Here is a 21,556-nt window from a genome sequence, read left to right as displayed (position 1 = left end):
CTAACCGGCAGGCGTGTTGGCAGGTGCGTCATGCATCTCGAACAGCTTGCCGGGATTCAGCAAAAGATGAGGATCGAGCACATGTTTGATGCCGCGCATCAAGGCGATTTCCTCGGCAGAGCGCGTGCTCCACAGATAGGCCTTCTTGACCAGGCCGATGCCGTGTTCGGCGGAAATGCTGCCGTCGAAACGCTGCAGGGCCTGCGCCAGCAACTTGGTGACCTGATCGCAGGCCGCAACGAAATCGGCCTGGCTGGTGCCATCGGGCTTGAGCACGTTGATGTGCAGGTTGCCATCGCCGATATGGCCGAACCACACCACATCGAAATGCGGATACGCATCGTGCAGCAACGCCTGGGTTTCGGCCAGGAATGCCGGCATCGCCGAGATGCGCACCGACACGTCGTTCTTGTACGGCGTGTAGCGCGCCAGCGCTTCGGTGATGCCCTCGCGCAGGCGCCACAGTTGCGCGGCCTGTGCATCGCTCTGGCTGATCACGCCATCGCTGACCCAGCCCTGCTCCATGCAGGTCTCGAAGGCCGCCATCGCAGCCGCCTCCTGCGCCTCATCGCCTGCGGCGAATTCGGTGACCACGTAGTACGGGTAAACCTGCGCAAACGGCGCCTGCGCGCCATGCGCAAGCACATGTTCCAGCGCGCGATCGGTGAAAAATTCGAACGCCTCCAGGCGCAACTGCGCGCGAAACGCGGCAAACACCTGCATCAGCACTTCGAACGAGGGCAACGCAAGCAACATCACGTTGCTGGGCGGCGGCGGGTCGGTCAGCCGCAGCGTGGCTTCGACCACGATGCCGAGCGTGCCTTCGGAGCCGATCATCAGATGGCGGAAGTCGTAGCCGCTGGAATTTTTGACCAGCGCGTTGTTGAGTTCCAGCAACTCGCCGCCACCGGTGACCACCTTCAACCCGGCCACCCATTCGCGCGTATTGCCGTAGCGGATCACCCGGATGCCGCCGGCATTGGTGGCGATATTGCCGCCGATCGAACACGAACCGCGCGCCGCAAAATCCACCGGGTACACCAGCCCATGCTCGCGCGCGGCGTTGTGCACCGCTTCCAGCGGCATGCCGGCCTGCACGGTGAGCGTGCGATCCACTGCGTTGAAATCCAGCGGTTTGTTCAAACGCTCCAGGCTCAACACCAATTCGCCGTTGGCCGCCACTGCGCCGCCGGACAAGCCCGTGCGCCCGCCCGACGGCACCACCGCCACGCCTTGCGCATTTGCCCAACGCACGACCGCCTGCACTTCCTCCACCGAGCCCGGCAAGGCGATCGCGAGTGGGTTCGGCGTCCAGCGGCGTGTCCAGTCGCGCCCGTAATGCTCCAGGTCGGCCGGGTCGGTCTTCACACGCAACGCAGGCACGGCCTGTTGCAACGAAAGGATGCGGGGATCGGTCATGGCACGCGGCGCTGCGGTAGGAACCGCACAGCGTGCCAGCGCCGGCCTGCCTCGTCCAGCCGGCGCACTCACGGCCGACGCAGCGTTGGATTCAGCTGAAACCGTTGCGCCGCAAGGGCTTCGCCGGTGCGAACAGCGCATCGCGGCCACCCAATCGCGCACCCCATCTGGCATAGTTGCCGGCCCGATTGCTGCATTGCGTTCCCCCATGTCGCCGAAGAAAACCTCGTTTCCCAAGCAGGACATCCGCGTGCTGTTGCTGGAAGGCATCAGCCCGACCGCCGTGGACGTGTTCCGCGCCGCCGGCTACTCGCAGATCGAACTGCACGCCAAATCGCTGCCGGAAGACGAGTTGATCGCCCGCATCGCCGACGCACACATTGTGGGCATCCGCTCACGCACCCAGCTGAGCGCCGAGGTGCTGGCGCATGCCAAGCGCCTGATCGCAGTCGGCTGCTTCTGCATCGGTACCAACCAGGTGGACCTGGACGCGGCCGAGCTGGCCGGCATCCCGGTGTTCAACGCGCCCTACTCCAATACCCGCAGCGTGGCCGAACTGGTCATCGCCGAAGCGATCCTGTTGCTGCGTGGCATTCCGCAGAAGAACGCGCAATGCCATCGCGGCGGCTGGTCCAAGTCGGCCGCCGGCAGCCACGAAACGCGCGGCAAGGTGCTGGGCATCGTCGGCTACGGGCATATCGGCACCCAGGTCGGCGTGCTGGCCGAAGCGTTGGGCATGCAGGTGATCTTCCACGATATCGAAACCAAGCTGTCGTTGGGCAACGCACGCGCGGCCATCGACCTGGACGACCTGCTGGCGCGCTCGGACGTGGTCACCTTGCACGTGCCGGAGACCCCGTCGACCAAGGACATGATCGGCGCGGCGGAAATCGCCCGCATGAAACCCGGGGCGCATCTCATCAACGCCTCGCGTGGCACCGTCATCGACATCGACGCGCTGGACGCGGCGCTCACCTCCGGCCAGATCGGCGGCGCGGCGGTGGATGTCTTTCCGATCGAGCCCAAGGGCAATGGCGACGCGTTCGAATCGCCGCTCACTGCGCACGACAATGTGATCCTGACCCCGCACGTGGGCGGCAGCACGCTGGAGGCGCAGGACAACATCGGGATCGAGGTCGCCGCCAAGCTGGTGCGCTATAGCGACAACGGCAGCACCTTGTCGGCGGTGAACTTCCCGGAGGTCACCCTGCCCGAGCACGCCGAAAGCCTGCGGTTGCTGCATATCCATCGCAACGTGCCGGGCGTGCTGTCGCAGATCAACGAATTGTTCTCGCGCCATAACGTCAACATCGACGGCCAGTTCCTGCGCACCGACCCCAAGGTGGGCTATGTGGTCATCGATGTCAGCGCCAGCGAGGAGCTTGCCGGCGTGCTGAAGGACGAGCTGGGACAGATCACCGGCACCTTGCGGACGCGGGTCCTGTATTGAGCGGGATTTGGGAATCGGGATTCGGGATTGGTAACAGCGGTTCGCCGCAACCGGTGGGTTCATCGGTCCAACCACGCTGTGGGAAGCAGACATGGCCCGCTAAATGGATCGGCGCCGGCCCACCGCTTCTGCCAATCCCGAATCCCGAATCACCACTCCCGGCTCTCCAGCCACTTTTCCGCCATCCGCCGCAGCGATGGATCGAGCTCGGGATCGGCAAGCAGCTCGGCGATCGGGCGCCAGGCCAGCGCCAGCGATTCTTCGCTGACCTTGAACGCCTCGTCCGCACCGGCCAGCACCACGTAGCGCGCATCGAAGTGCCAATGCCCCGCCACATCCCCGCGCGCCGGAATCCAGTGACGGTCCAGATCGAACAACTCTCCGTCGGCCAGCCGCAAGCCGACGAGTCCGGATTCCTCCTCCGCTTCACGTAATGCCACCTGCGCCAGATCGCGGTCGCCGTCGGCGTGCCCGCCCAGCTGCAGCCAACGCTGCAGCTTGCGGTGATGGGTCAGCAAGGTGCATGTGCCGTCGGCGCTGACCACCCACGCCGAGCCAGTGAAATGACCTTCGACACGCTCGCGCACGAACGGATCGGTGGCATCGTCCAGCAATTGCACGAACTGCTCGGCCAGCGCGGCCTCCTCCGGCCAACGCAGGCGGTACGCCGCCAATTGCTGCTGCAGGGTTGCATCCACCATCTGTCGTTCTCGGTCGCCCGGTGCGGGCCAGGCGGCCATTATCGCCATTCATGCTGCGTACGCGCTTGTCGTGAGCGTGTAGCTTTGGCAAGGTAGGCCGCTTGCCTGTCCCACCGGGATGCGGCGCACCAATTCGTCCGGGCGCCCGCGCCTTCAAGCTTTGCCACTTAGGGATGTACCGAATGCTGAAGTCTCTGTTGAGGGTCAAACCGATCGAGCCCGCTGGCCACGTCGATGCAGGCGAACCGGTCGAAGGCAGCCTGCAAGGCGAAGCGACGCTGCAGCGGACCCTCACAGCCAAGCACCTGATCATGCTCGGTATCGGCGCGGTGATCGGCGCCGGCATCTTCGTGCTGACCGGCCAGGCCGCGGCCAATCACGCCGGCCCGGCGGTGATGCTGTCGTTCGTGTTCGCCGGTATCGCCTGCGCCTTCGCCGGCCTGTGCTACGCCGAATTCGCCGCGATGATGCCGGTCTCCGGCAGCGCCTATTCGTATTCATACGCCACGCTCGGCGAAGGCATCGCCTGGTTCATCGGCTGGTGTCTGGTGCTGGAATACCTGTTCGCCGGGTCCAGCGTTGCCGTCGGCTGGTCTGCCTACCTGATCAGCTTCATCACCGGCACCCTGGGGGTGCCGTTCCCCGCAGAGTTGGCGGGTGCGCCGCTGGCCTGGAACGGCCACGGCTTTGTCAGCTCCGGGAATCTGGTCAACCTGCCGGCCGTGCTGATCGTCGCGGCGGTGAGCATCCTGTGCTACGTCGGCGTCACCCAGTCGGCGTTCGCCAACGCAATCGTGGTGGCGATCAAGGTCGTGGTGATCTGCCTGTTCGTGGGCTTTGGCATTTCCTATATCGACCCGGCGAACTGGCACCCCTTCATCCCGGAAAACACCGGCCCTGGCCAGTTCGGCTGGGACGGGGTGTTTCGCGCCGCGTCCATCGTGTTCTTCTCCTACATCGGCTTCGACGCGGTTTCCACCTCGGCCGGCGAAACCAAGGATCCGCAGAAGAACATGCCGATCGGCATCCTGGTGTCGTTGGCCATCTGCACCGTCATCTACATCATCGTCTGCGCGGTGCTGACCGGCCTGCTGCCCTATACCCAGCTCGGCACCGCCAAGCCGGTGGCCACCGCGCTGGAAGCCCACCCGCAACTGACCTGGCTCAAGACCGCGGTGGAAATCGGTGCCATTGCCGGCTTGTCGTCGGTGGTGCTGGTGATGCTGATGGCGCAGCCGCGCATCTTCTACACCATGGCCAAGGATGGGCTGATGCCCAAGCTGTTCGGCAAGGTGCACCCGAAATTCCGCACGCCTTACGTCGGCACGCTGTTCGTGGGCGTGGTCGCCGCGCTGCTGGCCGGGGTGATCCCGTTGAACGTGCTGGGCGAACTCGTCTCGATGGGTACCCTGCTCGCCTTCGCCACGGTCTGCGCCGGCGTGCTGGTGCTGCGCTTCACCAAGCCCGACCTGCCGCGCCCGTTCCGGGTGCCGCTGGCGATGGTGATCTGCCCCCTGGGCGCGTTGGCCTGTCTGTTCCTGTTCTTCCAGGCCTTCCAGGAACACTGGAAGGTGTTCGTGGGCTGGACCGTGATTGGCCTGGCGATCTACTTCGGCTACGGCATCCACCACAGTCGCCTCGCGAAACGGGCCTAAGTTTCTCTCAAGACCGGCGCGCGACGCCGGTCTTCTTGTTCAATGACCGCGCGTAGCGCCAAGCCGGAACCGCTTCATGTTCAAACAACTTTGGGCCACCAAACACCCGCACGCCAGCCATGAGGCGGCCGACGGGCTGGGCCTGCAACGCGCGCTTGGCCCCTGGGGGCTGACCGCCCTGGGAATCGGCGCGGTGATCGGCGGCGGCATCTTCGTCATCACCGGCCAGGCGGCGGCCGACCATGCCGGCCCGGCGATCATGCTCTCGTTCGTGCTCGCAGCGGTGTGCTGTGCGTTCTGTGCGATGGCCTACGCCGAATTCGCTGCGATGGTGCCGGTCTCCGGCAGCGCTTACACCTACACCTATGCCACCTTCGGCGAGCTGGCCGCGTGGTTCATCGGCTGGATGCTGGTGCTGGAATACGGCGTGTCCGCCTCGGCAGTGGCGGTCAGCTGGACCGGCTACTTCTTGAGTCTGCTCGAGCATTTCGACATCCACCTGCCGGCCGCATTCGTCAGCGCGCCGCTGGACGGCAAATTGCAACCCACCGGGGCGATCGCCAACCTGCCGGCGGCCGGGATCGTGCTGCTGCTGACCTGGCTGTGCTATGTCGGCATCCGCAAGTCGTCGGCAATGAACATGGCCATGGTGATCCTCAAGACGGGCTTGATCCTGCTGGTGATCGCGGTGGGCTGGAAATACGTGGACACCTCCAACTGGCAGCCGTTCATCCCGGCCAACGAAGGCCCGGGCAAGTACGGCATGGAAGGCGTGCTGCGCGGCGCAGCGATGGTGTTCTTCGCCTATATCGGCTTCGAAGCGGTGTCGGTGGCGGCGCAGGAATCGCATCGCCCGCAACGCGACCTGCCGATCGGCATGATCCTGTCGCTGGTGATCTGCACCGTGCTCTACATCGCGATGGCGGCGGTCATGACCGGCTTGGTGCCGTACACCCTGCTCGGCACCGACGAGCCGGTGGTGACCGCGGTGGCGGCGCACCCGCAGCTGGCCTGGTTGCGCGTGGTCGTGGAAGTGGGCGCGTTGATCGGGCTATCGTCGGTGGTGCTGGTGATGATCATCGGGCAGCCGCGCATCTTCATGATCATTGCGCGCGATGGCCTGCTGCCCTCGATCTTCACCCGCATCCACCCCAAGTACCGCACCCCGCATGTCAATACCGTCATCACCGGTGTCGGCATCGCACTGCTGGCAGCGGTGTTCCCGCTGGATGTGCTGGGCGAATTGACGTCGATGGGCACCCTGATCGCCTTCGCGGCGGTCTGCGCCGGCGTGCTGATCCTGCGTCGCACGCACCCGGAACTGCCGCGTCCGTTCCGCATGCCGGCCGCCTGGCTGATCTGCAGCGCCGGCGTGTTGAGCTGCCTTGCGCTGCTGTCGGCGATGACGCTGCACAACTGGATGCTGATGGGCCTGTGGACGCTGGTTGGGCTGGTGATCTACTTCGGCTACGGGTATCGCCACAGCCGTCTGCGCGACGGCCGCTGAGCCCGCGCATGATCGGGCGTCTGGCGCGGCAGGACGATGCCTGCTGCGCTGCACCTGCCCATGCACCGGGGGCGCAGTAGAATAGGTCCATGAATGCGACCACTGCCCCCCTGCCCTACAGCACCACGCGTCTGCACGAGCTGGCGCACCTGCTGATCGCCAATATTCGCGAGCTGGCCCATGCCGGCTGGACGCCTGCGACCAGCAGCAATTTCTCCCACCGTCTGGACGAACAGCACGCGGCCATCACCGTCTCCGGCCGCGACAAGGGTCGCCTGGTCGAAGAAGACATCATGGTGGTGGACTTCGATGGCCTGGCCGTCGGCCGCCCGTTGCGCCCGTCTGCCGAAACCCTGCTGCACACCCAGCTGTATCGCCGGTTCCCGGAGATCGGTTGCGTGCTGCATACGCACTCGCCGGTGCAGACGATTGCCTCCCGCCTGTATGCAGGCAGCGGTGTGATTCGGCTCGAAGGCTACGAATTGCTCAAGGCCTTCGATGGCAACACCACCCACGAAACCGCAGTGGAAGTGCCGGTGTTCGCCAATACCCAGGACATGCAGGTGCTGGCCGCGCAGGTCGATGCCTTGCTGGACAAACAGGGCATGTGGGGGTATCTCATCGAAGGACACGGCCTGTATGCCTGGGGCCGCAACATGGCCGAGGCACGTCGTCACCTGGAAGCGTTCGAATTCCTGCTGCATTGCGAACTCGAACTGCTGAAACTGCGCGGCACGCGCTGAGTACTGTCCGTCCCCCATTCGTGAGCCAGACCGCCATGAGCCGACTGCGTATCTTTGCCGACACCAATCCCGCCACTCCCGAGTTCGATAGCCGCGACGGCGATGCGATCGCCGCTCAGTTGCAGAAGATTGGCGTGACCTTCGAACGCTGGCATGCCAGCGCGCCGGTCGAACCGGGCGCCACGCCCGAGCAGGTGATGGACGCCTACCGTGCCGATATCGATCGCATCAGCGCCGAGCGCGGCTTCAAGACCGTGGACGTGGTCAGCATCGCGCCGGACAACCCCAAGCGCGAAGAAATGCGCGCCAAGTTTCTGGACGAGCACTTCCACAAGGAAGACGAGGTACGGTTCTTCGTCGCCGGCTCAGGCCTGTTCACGCTGCACGTCGATGCCAAGGTTTATGAGATCGAATGCGTCAAGGACGACCTGATTGCCGTGCCTGACGGCACCCTGCACTGGTTCGACATGGGGCCGGAGCCGCACTTTGTGGCGATCCGCTTCTTCACCGAGCCGGACGGCTGGGTCGGACATTTCACCGGCACCGAAATCGCCAAACAATTCCCCCGCTACGCCCCCGAGAAACCTCACAAGGCCAGCTGACGATGACACGACCGCAAGCGATCCTCACCGATATCGAAGGTACGACCAGCAGCATTTCGTTCGTCAAGGACGTCTTGTTCCCGTATGCGCGCCGCGCCATGCCGGCCTACGTGCGCGAACACGGCAATCATCCGCAAGTGCGCCATTGGCTCAACCAGGTGGCCGATGAAATCGGCGAGGACGTGCCGGACGAGGTGTTGATCACCACGCTGCAGACCTGGATCGACGAGGACCGCAAGCACACCGCGCTCAAGGCCTTGCAGGGCCTGATCTGGGGCGACGGCTACAAGACGGCCGACTTCACTGCGCATATCTACGCCGATGCGGCGATCCAGTTGAAAGCCTGGCACGCAGCGGGCATTCCGCTGTATGTGTATTCGTCCGGCTCGGTGCCGGCGCAGAAACTGTTCTTCGCGCACAGCGACGCGGGCGACCTGAGCGGACTGATCACCGACTGGTTCGACACCGAAGTCGGCCCCAAGCGCGAAAGCGCCAGCTACCGCCGCATCGCCGAGCGCATTGGCGTGCCGGGACCGGAGATCCTGTTCCTGTCGGATGTGATCGAAGAGCTCGATGCCGCCAAACGTGCCGGCATGCGCACCGCGCTTCTGGACCGCCGGGAGGACTATCCCACGCCGCGTTCGGCCGACGATGTCGGCAGTCACCAGCGCGTGGAGAGTTTTAGCCAGTTGGTGCTGTAAGCACGATCTGCAAGCCGATTGCGCTCGTTGCCGTTTGAGCGCAATCGGTGGTTGGCGCCGCGCAGGCCGCTGATATGCTCCGGCTGCGACGCGCCGCATGCAGCTATCTGACGGGATAATGGCCTGCACTGCGGGCACCGCGCTCGGCCACCCCACCCGTCTTTCCTGGACTTCTGCGCGCGCCATGTCGCTGCCTTCCCCTTTCGCACCACATGCAGTATGGCGACGACTTTCCACGCTGATCGTCGTGGTGGCGTTGATGGCCGGCTGCCATCCGGACGCTGGTGCTGCGCTGCAGGCCCAGCCTGCCGAGAGCCACGATGCAGGCGATCCGGTCGATCAGGCCGCTCTGGCGCACGCATTGAAAGCGTTGCAACCGCAGCGCCCCGGCGTCACCGATCTGTACGTAGTCGGTTTTGCCGGCGATGCCAGCGATGATGTCTTCCGCAACGAGACGCTCTACCTCAAACAGCTGTTCGAGCAACGCTTCGATGCGCGCGGGCGCGTGGTCACGCTGGTCAACAACCCGGACAATCTGGGCGAGCATCCATACGCTCCGCTGGCAACCTACGACAATCTCTACGACACGCTGGCCGCGATCGGCAAGCGCATGGATCGCAAGGAAGACGCGCTGTTGCTGTTCGTCACCACCCACGGTACCGAAGATCACAGCCTGTACGTGCAGGTCGACGACAAGGAAGAGGATTTCATCAGCCCGCAGGATCTGCGCCAGGCGCTGGACGATGCCGGCATCGACAATCGCATCATCGTGCTGTCGGCCTGCTATTCGGGAGGTTTCATTCCCGCACTGCGTTCACCGCAAACGCTGATCCTCACCGCTGCACGTGCCGACCGGCCCTCGTTCGGCTGCGGCAATACCTCCAACGCCACCTATTTCGGGCAGGCGTGGTTGATCGATGCGATGAACCAGAGCGACGACCCGCTGGCCGCATTCGACATTGCCAAGGCCGCCATCACCGCACGCGAGAAGCAGGAGGGCGAGCTCCCCTCGTTGCCGCAGCAATCGCTGGGCAAGCGCATCGCGCCGGTGCTGGCGCGTTGGCGTGCGGGCGTGCATCTGGGGCCGGCGGTGGCGTATCCGTATCCGCCGGTGGAGATGGATGCCGCGTCGGACCAGGGCGTGGATTCAACCGACTCAGCGGACGCTGAGTCGGTGAGCGACGTGCCGCGTTCGAATACCCCGGCAACCGCAAAGCCCTCAAGCACGCTCCCAGCTGCACCTGCAGCATCCAATCGATAACCCAGAGCGGGTGCTGAGACTAATTCTCATTTCGTCAGCACCAACCGGGCCTCGCTACACTCGCCCGGCCAGCCAGCCACCGCCAGCCAGCACCGATCTTCGCCAGCGCGCCAACGCCTGCCAGCCCGGATCCCAAAACGCCTCCCTTGTGGAGGCGTTTGTGTTTGTGGCGATCAGGAGACTGCTGCGCAGCTGACACATGCTTGACCGTCGCGCTATCGCAGCCGCGCTTCTGTCCGTGCCGAGATCACGACGACATGGTTCCGTATCGTTGCTCAAGAGCCGCTACACAACGTCACGAGCAATCGCTTGGGGCGATCTAGATTTTCTTGGCGCCAGATACCCCAACCCCAGTATTGGGCGATGTCAGGCACTGTGTGCACCCTCATCCATCCCTGTGAGCACCTTCTCCCGGTGCCAGAAGGGCGGCGTTGGACGACCGACATCGTTAACCGCCTCAGAGCTCAGCAGTTTGCAGGCGATACACGGTGCTGGCGTTGTACTGCCCGGTGGGTAGGTTTGCGCGCACCTGGACGGTGTGTTCGCCCACCGCCAGGGTGGTCGGCAATGCACCGCGCCAGAGATGCGTGGACGGCGTGGCCTCCGGCGAGCGGTCGTAACCGCGCAACGCGTCGGCCGCATCATCACGCACATTCTCTGCCAGCACACGCGGATCGCCACGCTCTACACGCTTCATCGGCTGCCATGGGCCGTTATCGATGCGCATCTCGACGACGGTGTCGTCCTGGCCCATGAAAACATTGGCGTAGACGCCCCACGCCGCATACGCGCCCTTGCGCAGTACCTTGGGCGCGTGCAGCAGCAATTGCGCATCGTCGGCCGCGCGCGCAGCGTGATAAGCCAGCGTGTAGCTACCGCTGGGCGCAACCTGCAGCACCGCATAGCCATTGGGAGTGCCATCGCTCATCGTCGCATCGGGAATGCCGTCGGCATCCTTGGCGCCCGACCAGAACGCGCCGCAGGCCGCACCCACGTTGTATTCGTGCAACGGTCGTGCACCCTGCCAGCCCTCGTCGGCACCGTGATCCACCTGGCGCTGGGTGTGGCTATGACCACTGAGCACCAACACATGCGGAAATTCTTTCAGCAATGCGAACAGGCGGCGGCGATCGGCATGCCGAAAGGTTTCCTGCCCCGGCACTGCATCGAACAGGTGGATATGCATGCCCAGCACCAATAGCCGGTCGCGTGGCAGCTGCGCCAGGTAATTCTGCAGGAACGCGAATTGATCGTCGCGCAGGCCACCGATGTAGGCCTGCCTGCCGCCCGGCGTATAGATCACATCGTCCAGGAACACGAAGCTGGCATTGGCTTCTTCCACCGCATAGGTGTCCGGGCCGTAGACTGCGTGCCAGCTGTCGAGCGACTGCGCATCGTCGTGCGCGTCCAGGTTGAGATCGTGGTTGCCCGGCACATGGAACCACGGCACGCCCAGCTGCGTGGTGACCTTGTTCAAGGCCGGATACAAGCTCAGATCGTCGCTGACGATGTCACCCAGCGTAGTGCCCAGCCTGGCGGTGGTCTTGCCGATGATCGGTTCCACGATGTCGCGCTGGTAGTAGCCAACGTCGGCAAGGCTGGCGGTCTGGCTGTCGGCAAACACCAGCATCTGGAAGCCATCGGCCGCGGTGTCTGCGCGTGGCGTCAGCGCGAAATCCCAGTTGTGCGTGTTGCGGCCGGTCGCGGCGACACCGCCGTATTGATGCTTGGCCGAGCCACGCGGTGCGTAGTGGCGCCAGAATGCAGGCAGGCCATCGGCGGCGGGCAAAAAGCGGCGGTCGCCAGGCTTGATCACGAATACCGTCTGCCCGTCGCGTACCGGCAGGCGGTAGCGGCCCCGCGCATCGGTACGCACGATCTGCTCGCCATTGGAAACCGCCACATCGGCCACCCCCGGCTCATCGGCGCTGCGGCCGGCGCGCCCGTCGCGTTCTTCGTAGACGATGCCATCGACCGCGGTGTCGCGCGCGTATGCGCTTCCCGCGAGCAAGCCCAGTGCCAACAAAGCGAAGCGACGATGCATGCGTTTTCCCGCGCGAAGATCCGCGGAAATTGTACATGCCATCGCGAGGCGCACAGCGCGAGTACGCAGGTCGGAAGGCATGACCGCATATCCGTAGGAGCGCACCGGGGCGCGACGGGGCGTTACCAAGGACGCCAATCGCGCCCGGGTGCGCTGCTACGCGGCTACGTTATTGATGCCGCGACTCCAGCAACGCCACTGCATCGCCAAGGCCCAGCCCACGTGCGCGCAGCAGCACGATCAGGTGGTAGAGCAGATCGGCCGATTCGCCGAGCAACGCGTCATCGTCCTGCACCACGCCGGCCAACGCGGTTTCCACGCCCTCCTCGCCCACCTTCTGCGCGATGCGGCGGATGCCTTGTTCGAACAGCTTGGTGGTGTAGCTACCGTGCGGCCGCTCGCGCTCGCGCTCGGCCACCAGGGCATCCAGGCTACCCAGGAACTGCCCGGGCGCAGACGGGAAACAGCTGGTGCGGCCCAGGTGACAGGTCGGGCCATGCGGGCGCGCCTGCACCAGCAATGTGTCGGCGTCGCAGTCGGTCTGGATCGACACCACGCGCAACACGTTTCCCGAACTTTCGCCCTTGGTCCACAAGCGCTGCTTGCTGCGGCTGAAGAACGTGACGTCACCGCGCTGCCGGGTGACGGCCAACGCTTCGGCATTCATGTAGCCCAGCATCAGCACGCGCAGGGTGTCGGCGTCCTGCACGATTACCGGCAACAGGCCATCGCCCTTGCTCCAATCCAGGCTTGCGAGCGCGTCGCCCGTCGCCACTTCGTCACTGCCCATCGCGTACCTCGATCTGTTGCGCGCGCAAGAATCGCTTGAGTTCCGGGATCGGAATCGCGCCGCTGTGAAACACGCTGGCGGCCAGTGCGCCATCCACATCGGCCTGGTCGAAGACGTCGGCAAAGTGCTGCATCTCGCCTGCACCGCCGGAAGCGATCAGAGGCACCCGGCACAACGCACGCACCTGGCGCAGTTGGGCGATATCGTATCCGCGGCGCACGCCGTCGTTATCCATGCAATTGAGCACGATCTCGCCCGCGCCGAGCCGCTGCGCTTCGGCCACCCAGTCCAGCGTACGCATCGGCAACGCCTGGGTCTTGCTCGGGTCGCCGGTGTAGCGGCGCACGCGCCATTGACCATCTTCCTCACGAATCGAATCGATGCCGACCACGACACATTGCACGCCAAAGGCATCGGCCAGTTCGGAAATCAATTGCGGGCGGCCTAACGCGGGCGAGTTGATGGAAATCTTGTCGGCGCCGGCATGCAATACCGCTCGGGCCGTTTCCACATCGCCAATACCTCCGGCCACGCAGAACGGAATATCGATCAGCCGTGCCACCCGCTCGACCCAGGTGTAGTCGACCGAACGCCCTTCCGGGCTGGCACCGATGTCGTAGAACACCAGTTCGTCGGCGCCCTGCGCACGGTAGCGCAAGGCCAGCTCGACAATGTCGCCCATGTCGATGTGGTCGCGGAACTTGACGCCCTTGACCACGCGGCCATCGCGCACGTCCAGGCACGGAATGATGCGACGGCTCAGCATGCCAGTGCCTCTTCGAGATGCAGGTGCCCTTCGAGCAGCGCCTTGCCGAGCACGATGCCGGCGCAGCCTGCGGCCTTGGCCGCGGCGACATCGGCAAGATTGCGCGCGCCACCGGAGACCTGCACCTGCAACTGCGGCGTCAGCGCGCGCAGATGCGCATACAGCGCCATGTTGGGGCCGGACAGCATGCCGTCGCGCGCGATGTCGGTGCACAGCAGATGCTGCAGCCCGGCCTGCGCGTAGCGCACGGCCAATTGATCCAGCGTAGCGTCTGCAGTTTCGGTCCAGCCGTGCACCGGCAACTGCCAGATGCCACTGGCATCCTGGCGCGTGTCCAGTGCAATCGTCAGGCGGTCGGCACCGAATTCCTGCAGCCAGCCAACCACCATCTGGCTATTGCGCACTGCCAACGAGCCGATGACCACGCGTGCGGCGCCGGCATCGAGAATGCGCGCCACATCCTCGCGCGAGCGCACACCGCCGCCGGTCTGCACGCGCAAGCCGGTGGCACGCGCGATCTCGCCGAGCGTGCCGGCCAAGGTGTAGCCGCCCGCCTTGGCGGCATCCAGATCGACCAGATGCATCCACTGCGCACCGGCATCGGCGAACGCCTGCGCACGCGGCAGCACGTCGTCGCCGTACTGCGTCTCGCGCGCGTAATCGCCTTGCAGCAGGCGCACCACGCGGCCGTTGCGGATATCCAGCGCCGGGTAAACGGTGAAACTCATGGGAAGCTCATCTCAAGAAAATTGCGCAGGATGCGTGCACCGGTCTCGGCCGAACGCTCAGGGTGAAATTGCGCGCCGCAGCGCAGCCCGTTCTGCACGACGGCAGTGAACAACCCGCCGTGATCGCAGGCGGCCACGGTGTCGGCGGTCACCGGCGCAGCGTAACCATGCACGAAATACGCACTGGCGCGCTCGGGCAGACCGGCCAGCAACGCGGATTCGCGCATCGGCACCAGCTGGTTCCAGCCCATGTGCGGCACACGGATACCGAGTGCCGGCGTCATATGCCGTACGATGCCCGGCAGCAGGCCGAGGCACTCGACATCGCCTTCTTCGGAATGTTCGAACAGCAGTTGCATCCCCAGGCAGATACCGATCAACGGCACCTGCAGCGCGCGCAACGGCTCGACCAAGCCCTGCGTGCGCAGACGCGACATCGCTTCTGGCGCAGCACCGACGCCGGGCAGGATCACGCGCTGTGCGCCATGCAGACCTGCCGCATCGCGCACCACGCGTGCGTCCACGCCCAAGCGCTCCAATGCATAGCGCACCGAGCCCAGGTTGGCGCCACCGGCATCGATCAACGCAACATCGGTCATAGCGCACCTTTGGTGGTCGGCAACGCGGTGCCTTCGCGGCGGATCGCCTGGCGTAATGCACGCGCCAGGGCCTTGAAGCAGGCTTCCACCTTGTGGTGATCGTTCTCACCACGCACGGTCAGATGCAGATTCAAGCCGGACGCATCGCAGATCGAGCGGAAAAAATGCGGCACCAGCTCGGTCGGCATGTCGCCGACGCGCTCGCGCTTGAACTCGCCGTCGAAGACGAAATACGGCCGGCCGCTGAAATCCAGCGCCGCGCTTGCGATGGTTTCGTCCATCGGCAACGTGAAGCCATGCTGCGCCTTGTCGCCGGCGACGCGCCAGGGGCTGCTTTCCGGATCGAAGCCATAGCGGCCGATGCCACGCTTGTCGCCCAGCGCTTCACGTAGCGCCTGACCCAGCGCAAGGCCGGTGTCTTCGATGGTGTGGTGCTCATCGATATGCAGATCGCCTTCGGCGCGGATCTCCAGCGCAAAACCGCCGTGCTTGCCGATTTGTTCCAGCATGTGGTCGAAGAACGGCAGACCGGTGGCGGTCTTCGGTTCGGCCACGCGATCCAGATCCAGTTCGACGCGAATCCTGGTTTCCTTGGTGTTGCGCTGAACCACCGCGCGACGCGGTGCGTCGGCCAGTTCATGGGCGATGCCGGGCCAGTCCCACTCGCCGCCGAACTCGTCGGTGCGCAGCTGAAACCCGCGAATGTTGAGGTTGTGCGCGAACTGGATGTCGGTGATGCGGTCGCCCACCATCGCCGAGCGTGCCCAATCGATGCTGCGGTCCTGCAGATACGGCACCATCAGGCCGATACCGGGCTTGCGCGTGGGCGCATTGTCGGCAGGCCAGCTGCAATCGATTAGCATGTCGCGGAATTCGATGCCCTGGCTGGCGAAGATCTGCAGCATCAGGTTGTTCGGGCCGTCGAAGGACGCGCGTGGGTAGCTCTCGCTGCCCAGCCCATCCTGGTTGCTGACAATGACGAACTGATAGCCGGCATCGCGCAGCTTGAGCATCGCCGGAATCACGTGATCGACAAAGCGCAGTTTCTCGTACGCGTCGATCTGGTAGTCGGCCGGCTCGGTGATCAGCGTGCCGTCGCGGTCGACAAAAAGAATCGGGGTCATGCGACGGCCTCCTGCGTGCGTTGCAGCGCGCTTAGCACGCGTTGGTTCTGTTCGTGCGTGCCCAGCGTGATGCGCAGCGCATCGGCCAGGCGCGGCACTGCGCGTTGATCGCGCACCACCACACCGGCATCGAGCAACGCCTGGAACGCCGCCTCGGCATCATCGAAACGCACCAACAGGAAGTTGCCCTGCGAGGGATAGACCTGCCGCACACCGGCCAGCTGCGCGAGCGCCTTGTGCACGCGCTCGCGCTCACTGCGCACCTCGGCGATACGCCGGCGGGTCACCTCCAGCGCCGGCGCAGACAAGGCCTGCTCGGCCATGGCTGCACAGGGTGTGGGCACCGGGTACGGCGCTTGGCAGCGGCGCAGCAGGGCAATCAACTCGGCATTGGCGATCAGCGTGCCGATACGCGCCGCCGCCAGCGCATGCGCCTTGGAAAGCGTACGCAACACCGCGAGATTGTCGTAACGCCCGAGCAGACCGACCGCCGAAGGCACATCGGAAAATTCGCCATAGGCCTCGTCCACCACCACCAGCGCCTTGCCTTGCAAGGCCTGCAGCGCTTGTTCGATCTGTTCTAGCGCAATGGCCGAACCAGCGGGATTGGATGGCGAACACAGAAACACCAGCTTGGCGTTCGAGGCCAATGCCCTCGCCACTATTGCAGGGATATCTGCATGGAAACCATCTGGCCCATCGACAAGCGGCACGTCCACCAACGGTGCGTTCTGCAACCGCGCGCACACCGCGTACATGCCGAATACCGGCGGCGTCACCAGCACTGCATCGCGCCCTGGCACGCACAGGCCGCGTACCAGCAGATCGATCGCCTCGTCGCTGCCGCGGCCGATCAACAGCTGCTCCGGCGCGCAACCGTACAGCGCCGCAAGCGCGCTGCGCAGGCCCTGGGGTTGCGGGTCGGGATAGCGCCGCGTGCTGGCGTCGGGATCGGCGGGATTCGCCCACGCGGACTCGTTGGCGTTGAGCCACACATCGCCCTGCAACGCACTGGTGCGCGCCGACGAATAGCCCGCAAATGCACGCAGATCTTCGCGTACCAGATCCAGAATCGACGACGCGCTCATGCCGCCACTCCCATGCGCAGCGCCACCGCGTTGGCATGCGCATCCAGCCCCTCGGCGCGGGCAAGGATCAATGCGCATTGACCGATGCCGTCGATGCCGGCCTTGCTGGCTGCCTGCACGCTGACCATATTCTGGAAGCTGGCCACACTCACGCCGCTGTAGGCGCGCGCCGCACCGCTGGTCGGCAGAACATGATTGGTGCCGCTGCAGTAGTCGCCAAGCGCTTCGGGCGTGTAATCGCCAAGAAACACCGAACCGGCCGCCTCGACTTGCGCCAGCCACGCGCGCGGTTCGCGCAGCGCAAGAATCAGGTGCTCCGGCGCATAGCGATTGCTGATCGCAAACGCCTCATCCAGCGCCTGCACCTTGATCAGCCGCGATTGCGCCAGCGCCTGGCGCGCGATGTCGGCACGCGACAGTTGCGCCAGCTGAATTTCCAGCTGCGCTTGCACCGCATCGATCAACGCGTCGCTGTCGGAGAGCAACAGCACCTGCGAATCGGGCCCGTGTTCGGCCTGCGACAACAGATCAGCAGCCACGAAGGCCGGCTGCGCGCCCGCATCGGCGATCACCAAGACCTCCGAGGGGCCGGCCGGCATGTCGATCGCCGCCGCTCCGGACTGGGCCACCTGCTGTTTGGCTTCGGTGACATAGCTATTGCCCGGGCCGAACAGCTTGTCGCAACTGGGTACCGACTCGGTGCCATACGCCATCGCCGCGATCGCCTGCGCGCCACCGAGCTTGAACACGCGGCGCACGCCGGTGAGTTGCGCGGCCACCAGCACCGCCGGGTCCACGCTGCCGTCCTTGCGCGGCGGCGTGCACAACACCACCTCGCGGCATCCGGCCAGACGCGCCGGCACGCCCAGCATCAAGGCGGTCGATGGCAACGGCGCACTGCCTGCCGGCACGTACAGACCCACACGTCCGATCGGCCGCACGATCTTTTCGCACACCACGCCGGGCGCGGTTTCCACCGCATAGCCCTCGCTCATGCCGGCGCGGTGGAAGGTGTCGATGCGTGCGACCGCATCCTGCATGGCCTGGCGCAGCTTCGGCGCCACGGCCGCTTCGGCGGCAGCGAAGTCGGCTTCGCTCACGGCGAAGCTCTCCAGCGACACGCCATCGAAACGCGCGGTGATCTCGCGCAATGCGGCATCGCCGCGCGTGCGTACCTGGCCAATCAATGCAGCCACCGCGTCGCGCGTCTGCGTGGCCACGGTCTGCACCGGGCGGGTCAGTGCATCGGTTCGCGCGGCGCCGTCGAGTTGGGACCAATCGAGAATCTTCATGCCAGCGAGCGCTCCACCGTCAACACCATCAAGCCTTGCGCACCTGCGCGTTCGAGTTCTTCCAGGCGCTGCCAGGTCACCGCGCCATGGCACATGGTCTGCAGGCGCAGCGCGCCATCGCCATCGTCGGGCAACTGCACCAGCGGGTCGGCGTCAGGCAGCAGGCGGCGCAGCGCATCGACATTGGTCTGCTCGGCGCGGAACATCAGCAGCTTGCTGTCGCGCAATTTGAGTACGCCGTCCATGCGCCGCAGCAGCATTGCCAGCAGGCCGGCACGCGCATCGGCAGGTTCGCGCACCGCGCCGGCCAGCACTGCTTCGCTTTCCATCACCAGTTCGACCGGCTTGAGCTGGTTGGCGGCCAGGGTGGCGCCGCTGGAGACCAGATCGCAGATCAGATCGGCAGTGCCCAGGCGCGGTGCGATTTCCACCGAACCTGACAACTCCACCACCGTCGCGTCGATGCCCTGCCGCTCCAGCCAGTCGGCGAGGATCGCCGGGTAGCTGGTGGCGATACGCTTGCCCGCCAGTTGCGCCACGCCGTGCCAGTCCCATTCTTCCGGCACGGCGAGCATCAGGCGGCACTGGCCGAAGCCGACTCCACGCACGGCGTGATAGGCGGCCGGCAAGCCGTTGCGGCGACGCTCGGCGGCCTGCTCTTCCAGTTCGTTCTGGCCAACGATGCCCAGGTCGCAGACGCCATCGGCGATCAGGCCGGGGATGTCGTCGTCGCGCACCAGCAGCAGGTCCACCGGCAACGATTCGCCGTAGCAGAACAGCTTGTCGCGGCTCTGCCGCCAGCTCAGCCCGCAGGCGGCCAGCAGGCTGCGCGCCGGCTCGGCCAGGCGGCCGCTCTTCTGGATGGCGATACGCAGCCGGTCACGTGCCGGCGCTGCCGTGGAAGCACTCATCTTGTTCTCTCAGTGGGAGGCGTCAGGGCGCGAAGACTGCTCGCGCAAGGCCGCGGCATAGCCGCCGGCACCGTGGTCCAGGGTGCGCGCAACGCGCCCGATGGTGGTGACGCTGACCTGGGTCAGCTCATGGATTTCGCGATACGGCACGCCCTTGACCAGCAGCGGCACCACCCGCCAGCGGTCGGCCATGGCTTCCAGCTCGGCAGGCGTGCAGAGGTCACGCAGAAACGCTTCGACCGCCTCGGGCGCACGCAGGCACGCCAGCGCATCGGCCAGCATCGTCAGAGATGCGGCAATGTCGGTGTTCTCGCGGGGGGCAGGTCGTTGTTTCATTGCGTTAATGTAATAGCGTGTTAGTACATTAACGCAAACACCGGCCTCGGGACAAGTCGACCGCATCGAAGCATTCATGAAGAAACTGCTCGCCCACCTGCCTGTTACGAAAACGCCCACTGACATCTGATGTCAGTGGGCGCGTTCTGCGCTACGGCACGTGGGTCGCCGGCGAAATGGTCACCCAGCCTGTGACGTCTTCAAACTGACGATATCAGTCGCCCTGGACGCCGCCAGCCACCAGCATTGCCCTGGCCTGTTCCAGTTCCACCTGCAAGGTGCTGGCCAGCTCATCGCGGGCGACGTCGAACTGCTGCTCGCGTACCAGGTCTTTCACCGCCACCACGCCGCGTGCCAGTTCGTCGTCGCCGGCCAGCACCACGAAGCGGATGCCGGCACGAGCCGCATACTGGAACTGCTTGCCGACCTTCTTTGGCTCCATCTGCACCTCGGTGTTGATGCCACCGATGCGCAGCCGGCGCGCGATATCCAGCGCGTCGTCCAGGCGAGTCTCGTCCATCAGCGCCACCATCGCCTGCACGCTGCTTTCGGCGATGCCCTGGATCAGGCCGGCCTCGCGCAGCTGCCAGAACAGGCGGGTCAAGCCGATCGAAATGCCCACGCCCGGCAGCTTTGACTTGGTGTAGTGGCTGGCCAGGCTCTCGTAACGGCCGCCCGAGCAGATCGAGCCGATCTGCGGGTGGTCGGTCAGCGTGGTTTCGTAGACGGTGCCGGTGTAGTAATCCAGCCCCCGTGCGATGGAGAAATTCAGGCAGTACGCGCTCTCCGGCACGCCCAGCGCCTTGACCAGCTCAAGCACTTCGCGCAAATCGTCCGCGCCAGCATGCAAATCTTCGTTGCCACCGCTGCGCGACTGCACCTCGTTGACTACCCAATCGATCTTGTCCAGCGCATCGGCATGGGAAACCGAACGAATTTTGGCGAAATCCAAGATGCGCCGCACGGCGTCCTCGGCTAGGCCAAAGTCCGGCCCCATCAAGGTGGCCCGTACATCCTCGGCGCTGCGCTTGTCGAGCTTATCGACCTCGCGCAGCACCAGGGCCTGTTGCTCGGCATCGACCACGCCCAGGCTTTCGAAGAAGCCGCGCAGCAACTTGCGGTTGTTCAACTGCACCTTGAAGTCGCCGATGCCCAGCTCGGCGAACACCGCATGGATCACCGCCAGCACTTCGGCGTCGTAGCGGATGCTCAGCGCATCCTTGCCAATGACGTCGATATCGCACTGGTAGAACTCACGGAAGCGCCCGCGTTGCGCACGTTCGCCGCGATACACGCGCTGCATCTGGTAGCGCCGGAACGGGAAGCTCAGCTCGTGCTCATGCTCGGCGACGTAGCGCGCCAGCGGCACGGTCAGGTCGAAGCGCAGCGCGAGCTCGGGCAGGCCACCGTTCTCGGCGCCCGCATCGGCTGCCGCAGCAGCATTGGCCAGCGCGCCGGTGGACTGCACGAAATACACCTGGCGCTCGGTTTCGCCGCCGGATTTGGTCAGCAGCACATCCGACAGCTCGAACACCGGGGTCTCGACCGGCAGGAACCCGAACCGCTCGTAGTTGCGGCGGATGACGTCCAGCATGCGCTGGAACGCGATCTGCTCGCGCGGCAGCAATTCCATGATGCCGGGCGGCGTACGGGGCTTGATCACGAGCGAAACTCCTGCAGGACAATGTGGCGAACGCACAATTCTACCGGCTGGGCGGCCGCGCTGACCGCATGGCGTATCATTCAATGCGTCCCAGCAGTGCATGGCCCATGTACCGGCAGCTTTCCGACCCCAGCGCGACCTGCCCGGCGCCCAGCACGGCATCCGCCAGTGGCACG

The 21,556-nt window shown here is 65.1% G+C and carries 20 protein-coding genes; 7 read left to right on the top strand and 13 right to left on the bottom strand.

Annotated features, from left to right (window positions below):
• A complete protein-coding gene (locus HLH45_RS13990; protein WP_008571459.1) occupies window positions 1–1,419 on the bottom strand; it encodes a D-2-hydroxyglutarate dehydrogenase in 1,419 nt (472 codons plus the stop codon).
• A 208-nt stretch (window positions 1,420–1,627) separates the two neighbouring features.
• Here HLH45_RS13990 and serA point away from each other — a divergent pair, with 208 nt between their 5' ends.
• Window positions 1,628–2,869, top strand: coding sequence for a phosphoglycerate dehydrogenase (serA, locus tag HLH45_RS13985; protein ID WP_008571458.1), 1,242 nt, complete (start codon window positions 1,628–1,630; stop codon window positions 2,867–2,869).
• 149 nt (window positions 2,870–3,018) lie between these two features.
• Here serA and HLH45_RS13980 read toward each other — a convergent pair whose 3' ends face one another.
• Window positions 3,019–3,609: an NUDIX hydrolase gene (locus tag HLH45_RS13980; RefSeq protein WP_046931805.1), complete on the bottom strand. Its 591-nt coding sequence runs from the start codon at window positions 3,607–3,609 to the stop codon at window positions 3,019–3,021.
• Window positions 3,610–3,752: 143 nt separating this feature from the next.
• Here HLH45_RS13980 and HLH45_RS13975 point away from each other — a divergent pair, with 143 nt between their 5' ends.
• From HLH45_RS13975 to HLH45_RS13950, 6 genes are all read left to right on the top strand, one after another.
• Window positions 3,753–5,225: an amino acid permease gene (locus tag HLH45_RS13975; RefSeq protein WP_008571456.1), complete on the top strand. Its 1,473-nt coding sequence runs from the start codon at window positions 3,753–3,755 to the stop codon at window positions 5,223–5,225.
• A gap of 76 nt (window positions 5,226–5,301) precedes the next feature.
• Window positions 5,302–6,732, top strand: a complete 1,431-nt coding sequence (locus HLH45_RS13970; protein ID WP_008571455.1) for an amino acid permease — start codon at window positions 5,302–5,304, stop codon at window positions 6,730–6,732.
• Between the two features lie 89 nt (window positions 6,733–6,821).
• On the top strand, window positions 6,822–7,475 hold the full coding sequence (locus HLH45_RS13965; protein ID WP_008571454.1) for a methylthioribulose 1-phosphate dehydratase: 654 nt from the start codon (window positions 6,822–6,824) through the stop codon (window positions 7,473–7,475).
• 35 nt (window positions 7,476–7,510) lie between these two features.
• Window positions 7,511–8,077 (top strand): 1,2-dihydroxy-3-keto-5-methylthiopentene dioxygenase, encoded by a 567-nt coding sequence (locus tag HLH45_RS13960; protein ID WP_008571451.1) that lies wholly within the window; start codon window positions 7,511–7,513, stop codon window positions 8,075–8,077.
• A 2-nt stretch (window positions 8,078–8,079) separates the two neighbouring features.
• On the top strand, window positions 8,080–8,778 hold the full coding sequence (gene mtnC, locus HLH45_RS13955; protein ID WP_008571450.1) for an acireductone synthase: 699 nt from the start codon (window positions 8,080–8,082) through the stop codon (window positions 8,776–8,778).
• Between the two features lie 184 nt (window positions 8,779–8,962).
• On the top strand, window positions 8,963–10,039 hold the full coding sequence (locus HLH45_RS13950) for a C13 family peptidase (protein WP_033478474.1): 1,077 nt from the start codon (window positions 8,963–8,965) through the stop codon (window positions 10,037–10,039).
• Between the two features lie 457 nt (window positions 10,040–10,496).
• Here the strand turns inward: HLH45_RS13950 and HLH45_RS13945 are convergent, their stop codons facing one another.
• The 11 genes from HLH45_RS13945 to hisS form a co-directional block, all read right to left on the bottom strand.
• A complete protein-coding gene (locus tag HLH45_RS13945; RefSeq protein ID WP_008571448.1) occupies window positions 10,497–12,083 on the bottom strand; it encodes a calcineurin-like phosphoesterase C-terminal domain-containing protein in 1,587 nt (528 codons plus the stop codon).
• A 169-nt stretch (window positions 12,084–12,252) separates the two neighbouring features.
• Window positions 12,253–12,873 (bottom strand): bifunctional phosphoribosyl-AMP cyclohydrolase/phosphoribosyl-ATP diphosphatase HisIE, encoded by a 621-nt coding sequence (gene hisIE, locus HLH45_RS13940; protein ID WP_008571447.1) that lies wholly within the window; start codon window positions 12,871–12,873, stop codon window positions 12,253–12,255.
• Entirely contained in the window at window positions 12,863–13,639 is a 777-nt protein-coding gene (gene hisF / locus HLH45_RS13935) for an imidazole glycerol phosphate synthase subunit HisF (RefSeq protein WP_008571446.1), read from the bottom strand. The genes hisIE and hisF overlap by 11 nt, the downstream gene beginning before the upstream one ends.
• Window positions 13,633–14,367, bottom strand: coding sequence for a 1-(5-phosphoribosyl)-5-[(5-phosphoribosylamino)methylideneamino]imidazole-4-carboxamide isomerase (hisA, locus tag HLH45_RS13930; protein ID WP_008571445.1), 735 nt, complete (start codon window positions 14,365–14,367; stop codon window positions 13,633–13,635). Before hisA ends, hisF begins: the two co-directional genes overlap by 7 nt.
• Window positions 14,364–14,966 carry an imidazole glycerol phosphate synthase subunit HisH gene (hisH, locus tag HLH45_RS13925; protein ID WP_008571444.1) on the bottom strand — a complete coding sequence of 201 codons (603 nt, stop codon included), beginning with the start codon at window positions 14,964–14,966 and terminating at the stop codon, window positions 14,364–14,366. Before hisH ends, hisA begins: the two co-directional genes overlap by 4 nt.
• Complete coding sequence (gene hisB / locus HLH45_RS13920) at window positions 14,963–16,090, bottom strand: bifunctional histidinol-phosphatase/imidazoleglycerol-phosphate dehydratase HisB (RefSeq protein ID WP_008571443.1); 1,128 nt, start codon at window positions 16,088–16,090, stop codon at window positions 14,963–14,965. Before hisB ends, hisH begins: the two co-directional genes overlap by 4 nt.
• Entirely contained in the window at window positions 16,087–17,178 is a 1,092-nt protein-coding gene (hisC, locus tag HLH45_RS13915) for a histidinol-phosphate transaminase (RefSeq protein ID WP_008571441.1), read from the bottom strand. Before hisC ends, hisB begins: the two co-directional genes overlap by 4 nt.
• Complete coding sequence (hisD, locus tag HLH45_RS13910; RefSeq protein ID WP_008571440.1) at window positions 17,175–18,470, bottom strand: histidinol dehydrogenase; 1,296 nt, start codon at window positions 18,468–18,470, stop codon at window positions 17,175–17,177. The genes hisC and hisD overlap by 4 nt, the downstream gene beginning before the upstream one ends.
• Entirely contained in the window at window positions 18,467–19,381 is a 915-nt protein-coding gene (gene hisG, locus HLH45_RS13905; protein WP_008571439.1) for an ATP phosphoribosyltransferase, read from the bottom strand. Before hisG ends, hisD begins: the two co-directional genes overlap by 4 nt.
• 9 nt (window positions 19,382–19,390) lie before the next feature.
• Entirely contained in the window at window positions 19,391–19,717 is a 327-nt protein-coding gene (locus HLH45_RS13900) for a YerC/YecD family TrpR-related protein (RefSeq protein ID WP_014090043.1), read from the bottom strand.
• Window positions 19,718–19,931: 214 nt separating this feature from the next.
• Window positions 19,932–21,380 (bottom strand): histidine--tRNA ligase, encoded by a 1,449-nt coding sequence (hisS, locus tag HLH45_RS13895; RefSeq protein ID WP_008571436.1) that lies wholly within the window; start codon window positions 21,378–21,380, stop codon window positions 19,932–19,934.
• Window positions 21,381–21,556: the final 176 nt, after the last annotated feature.

The sequence above is a fragment of the Xanthomonas euvesicatoria genome (assembly GCF_013112235.1).
GTDB classification, from domain to species: Bacteria; Pseudomonadota; Gammaproteobacteria; order Xanthomonadales; family Xanthomonadaceae; genus Xanthomonas; species Xanthomonas euvesicatoria.
Note: the sequence above shows the minus strand (reverse complement) of the source record. Positions and strands in the feature narration are given on the sequence as shown.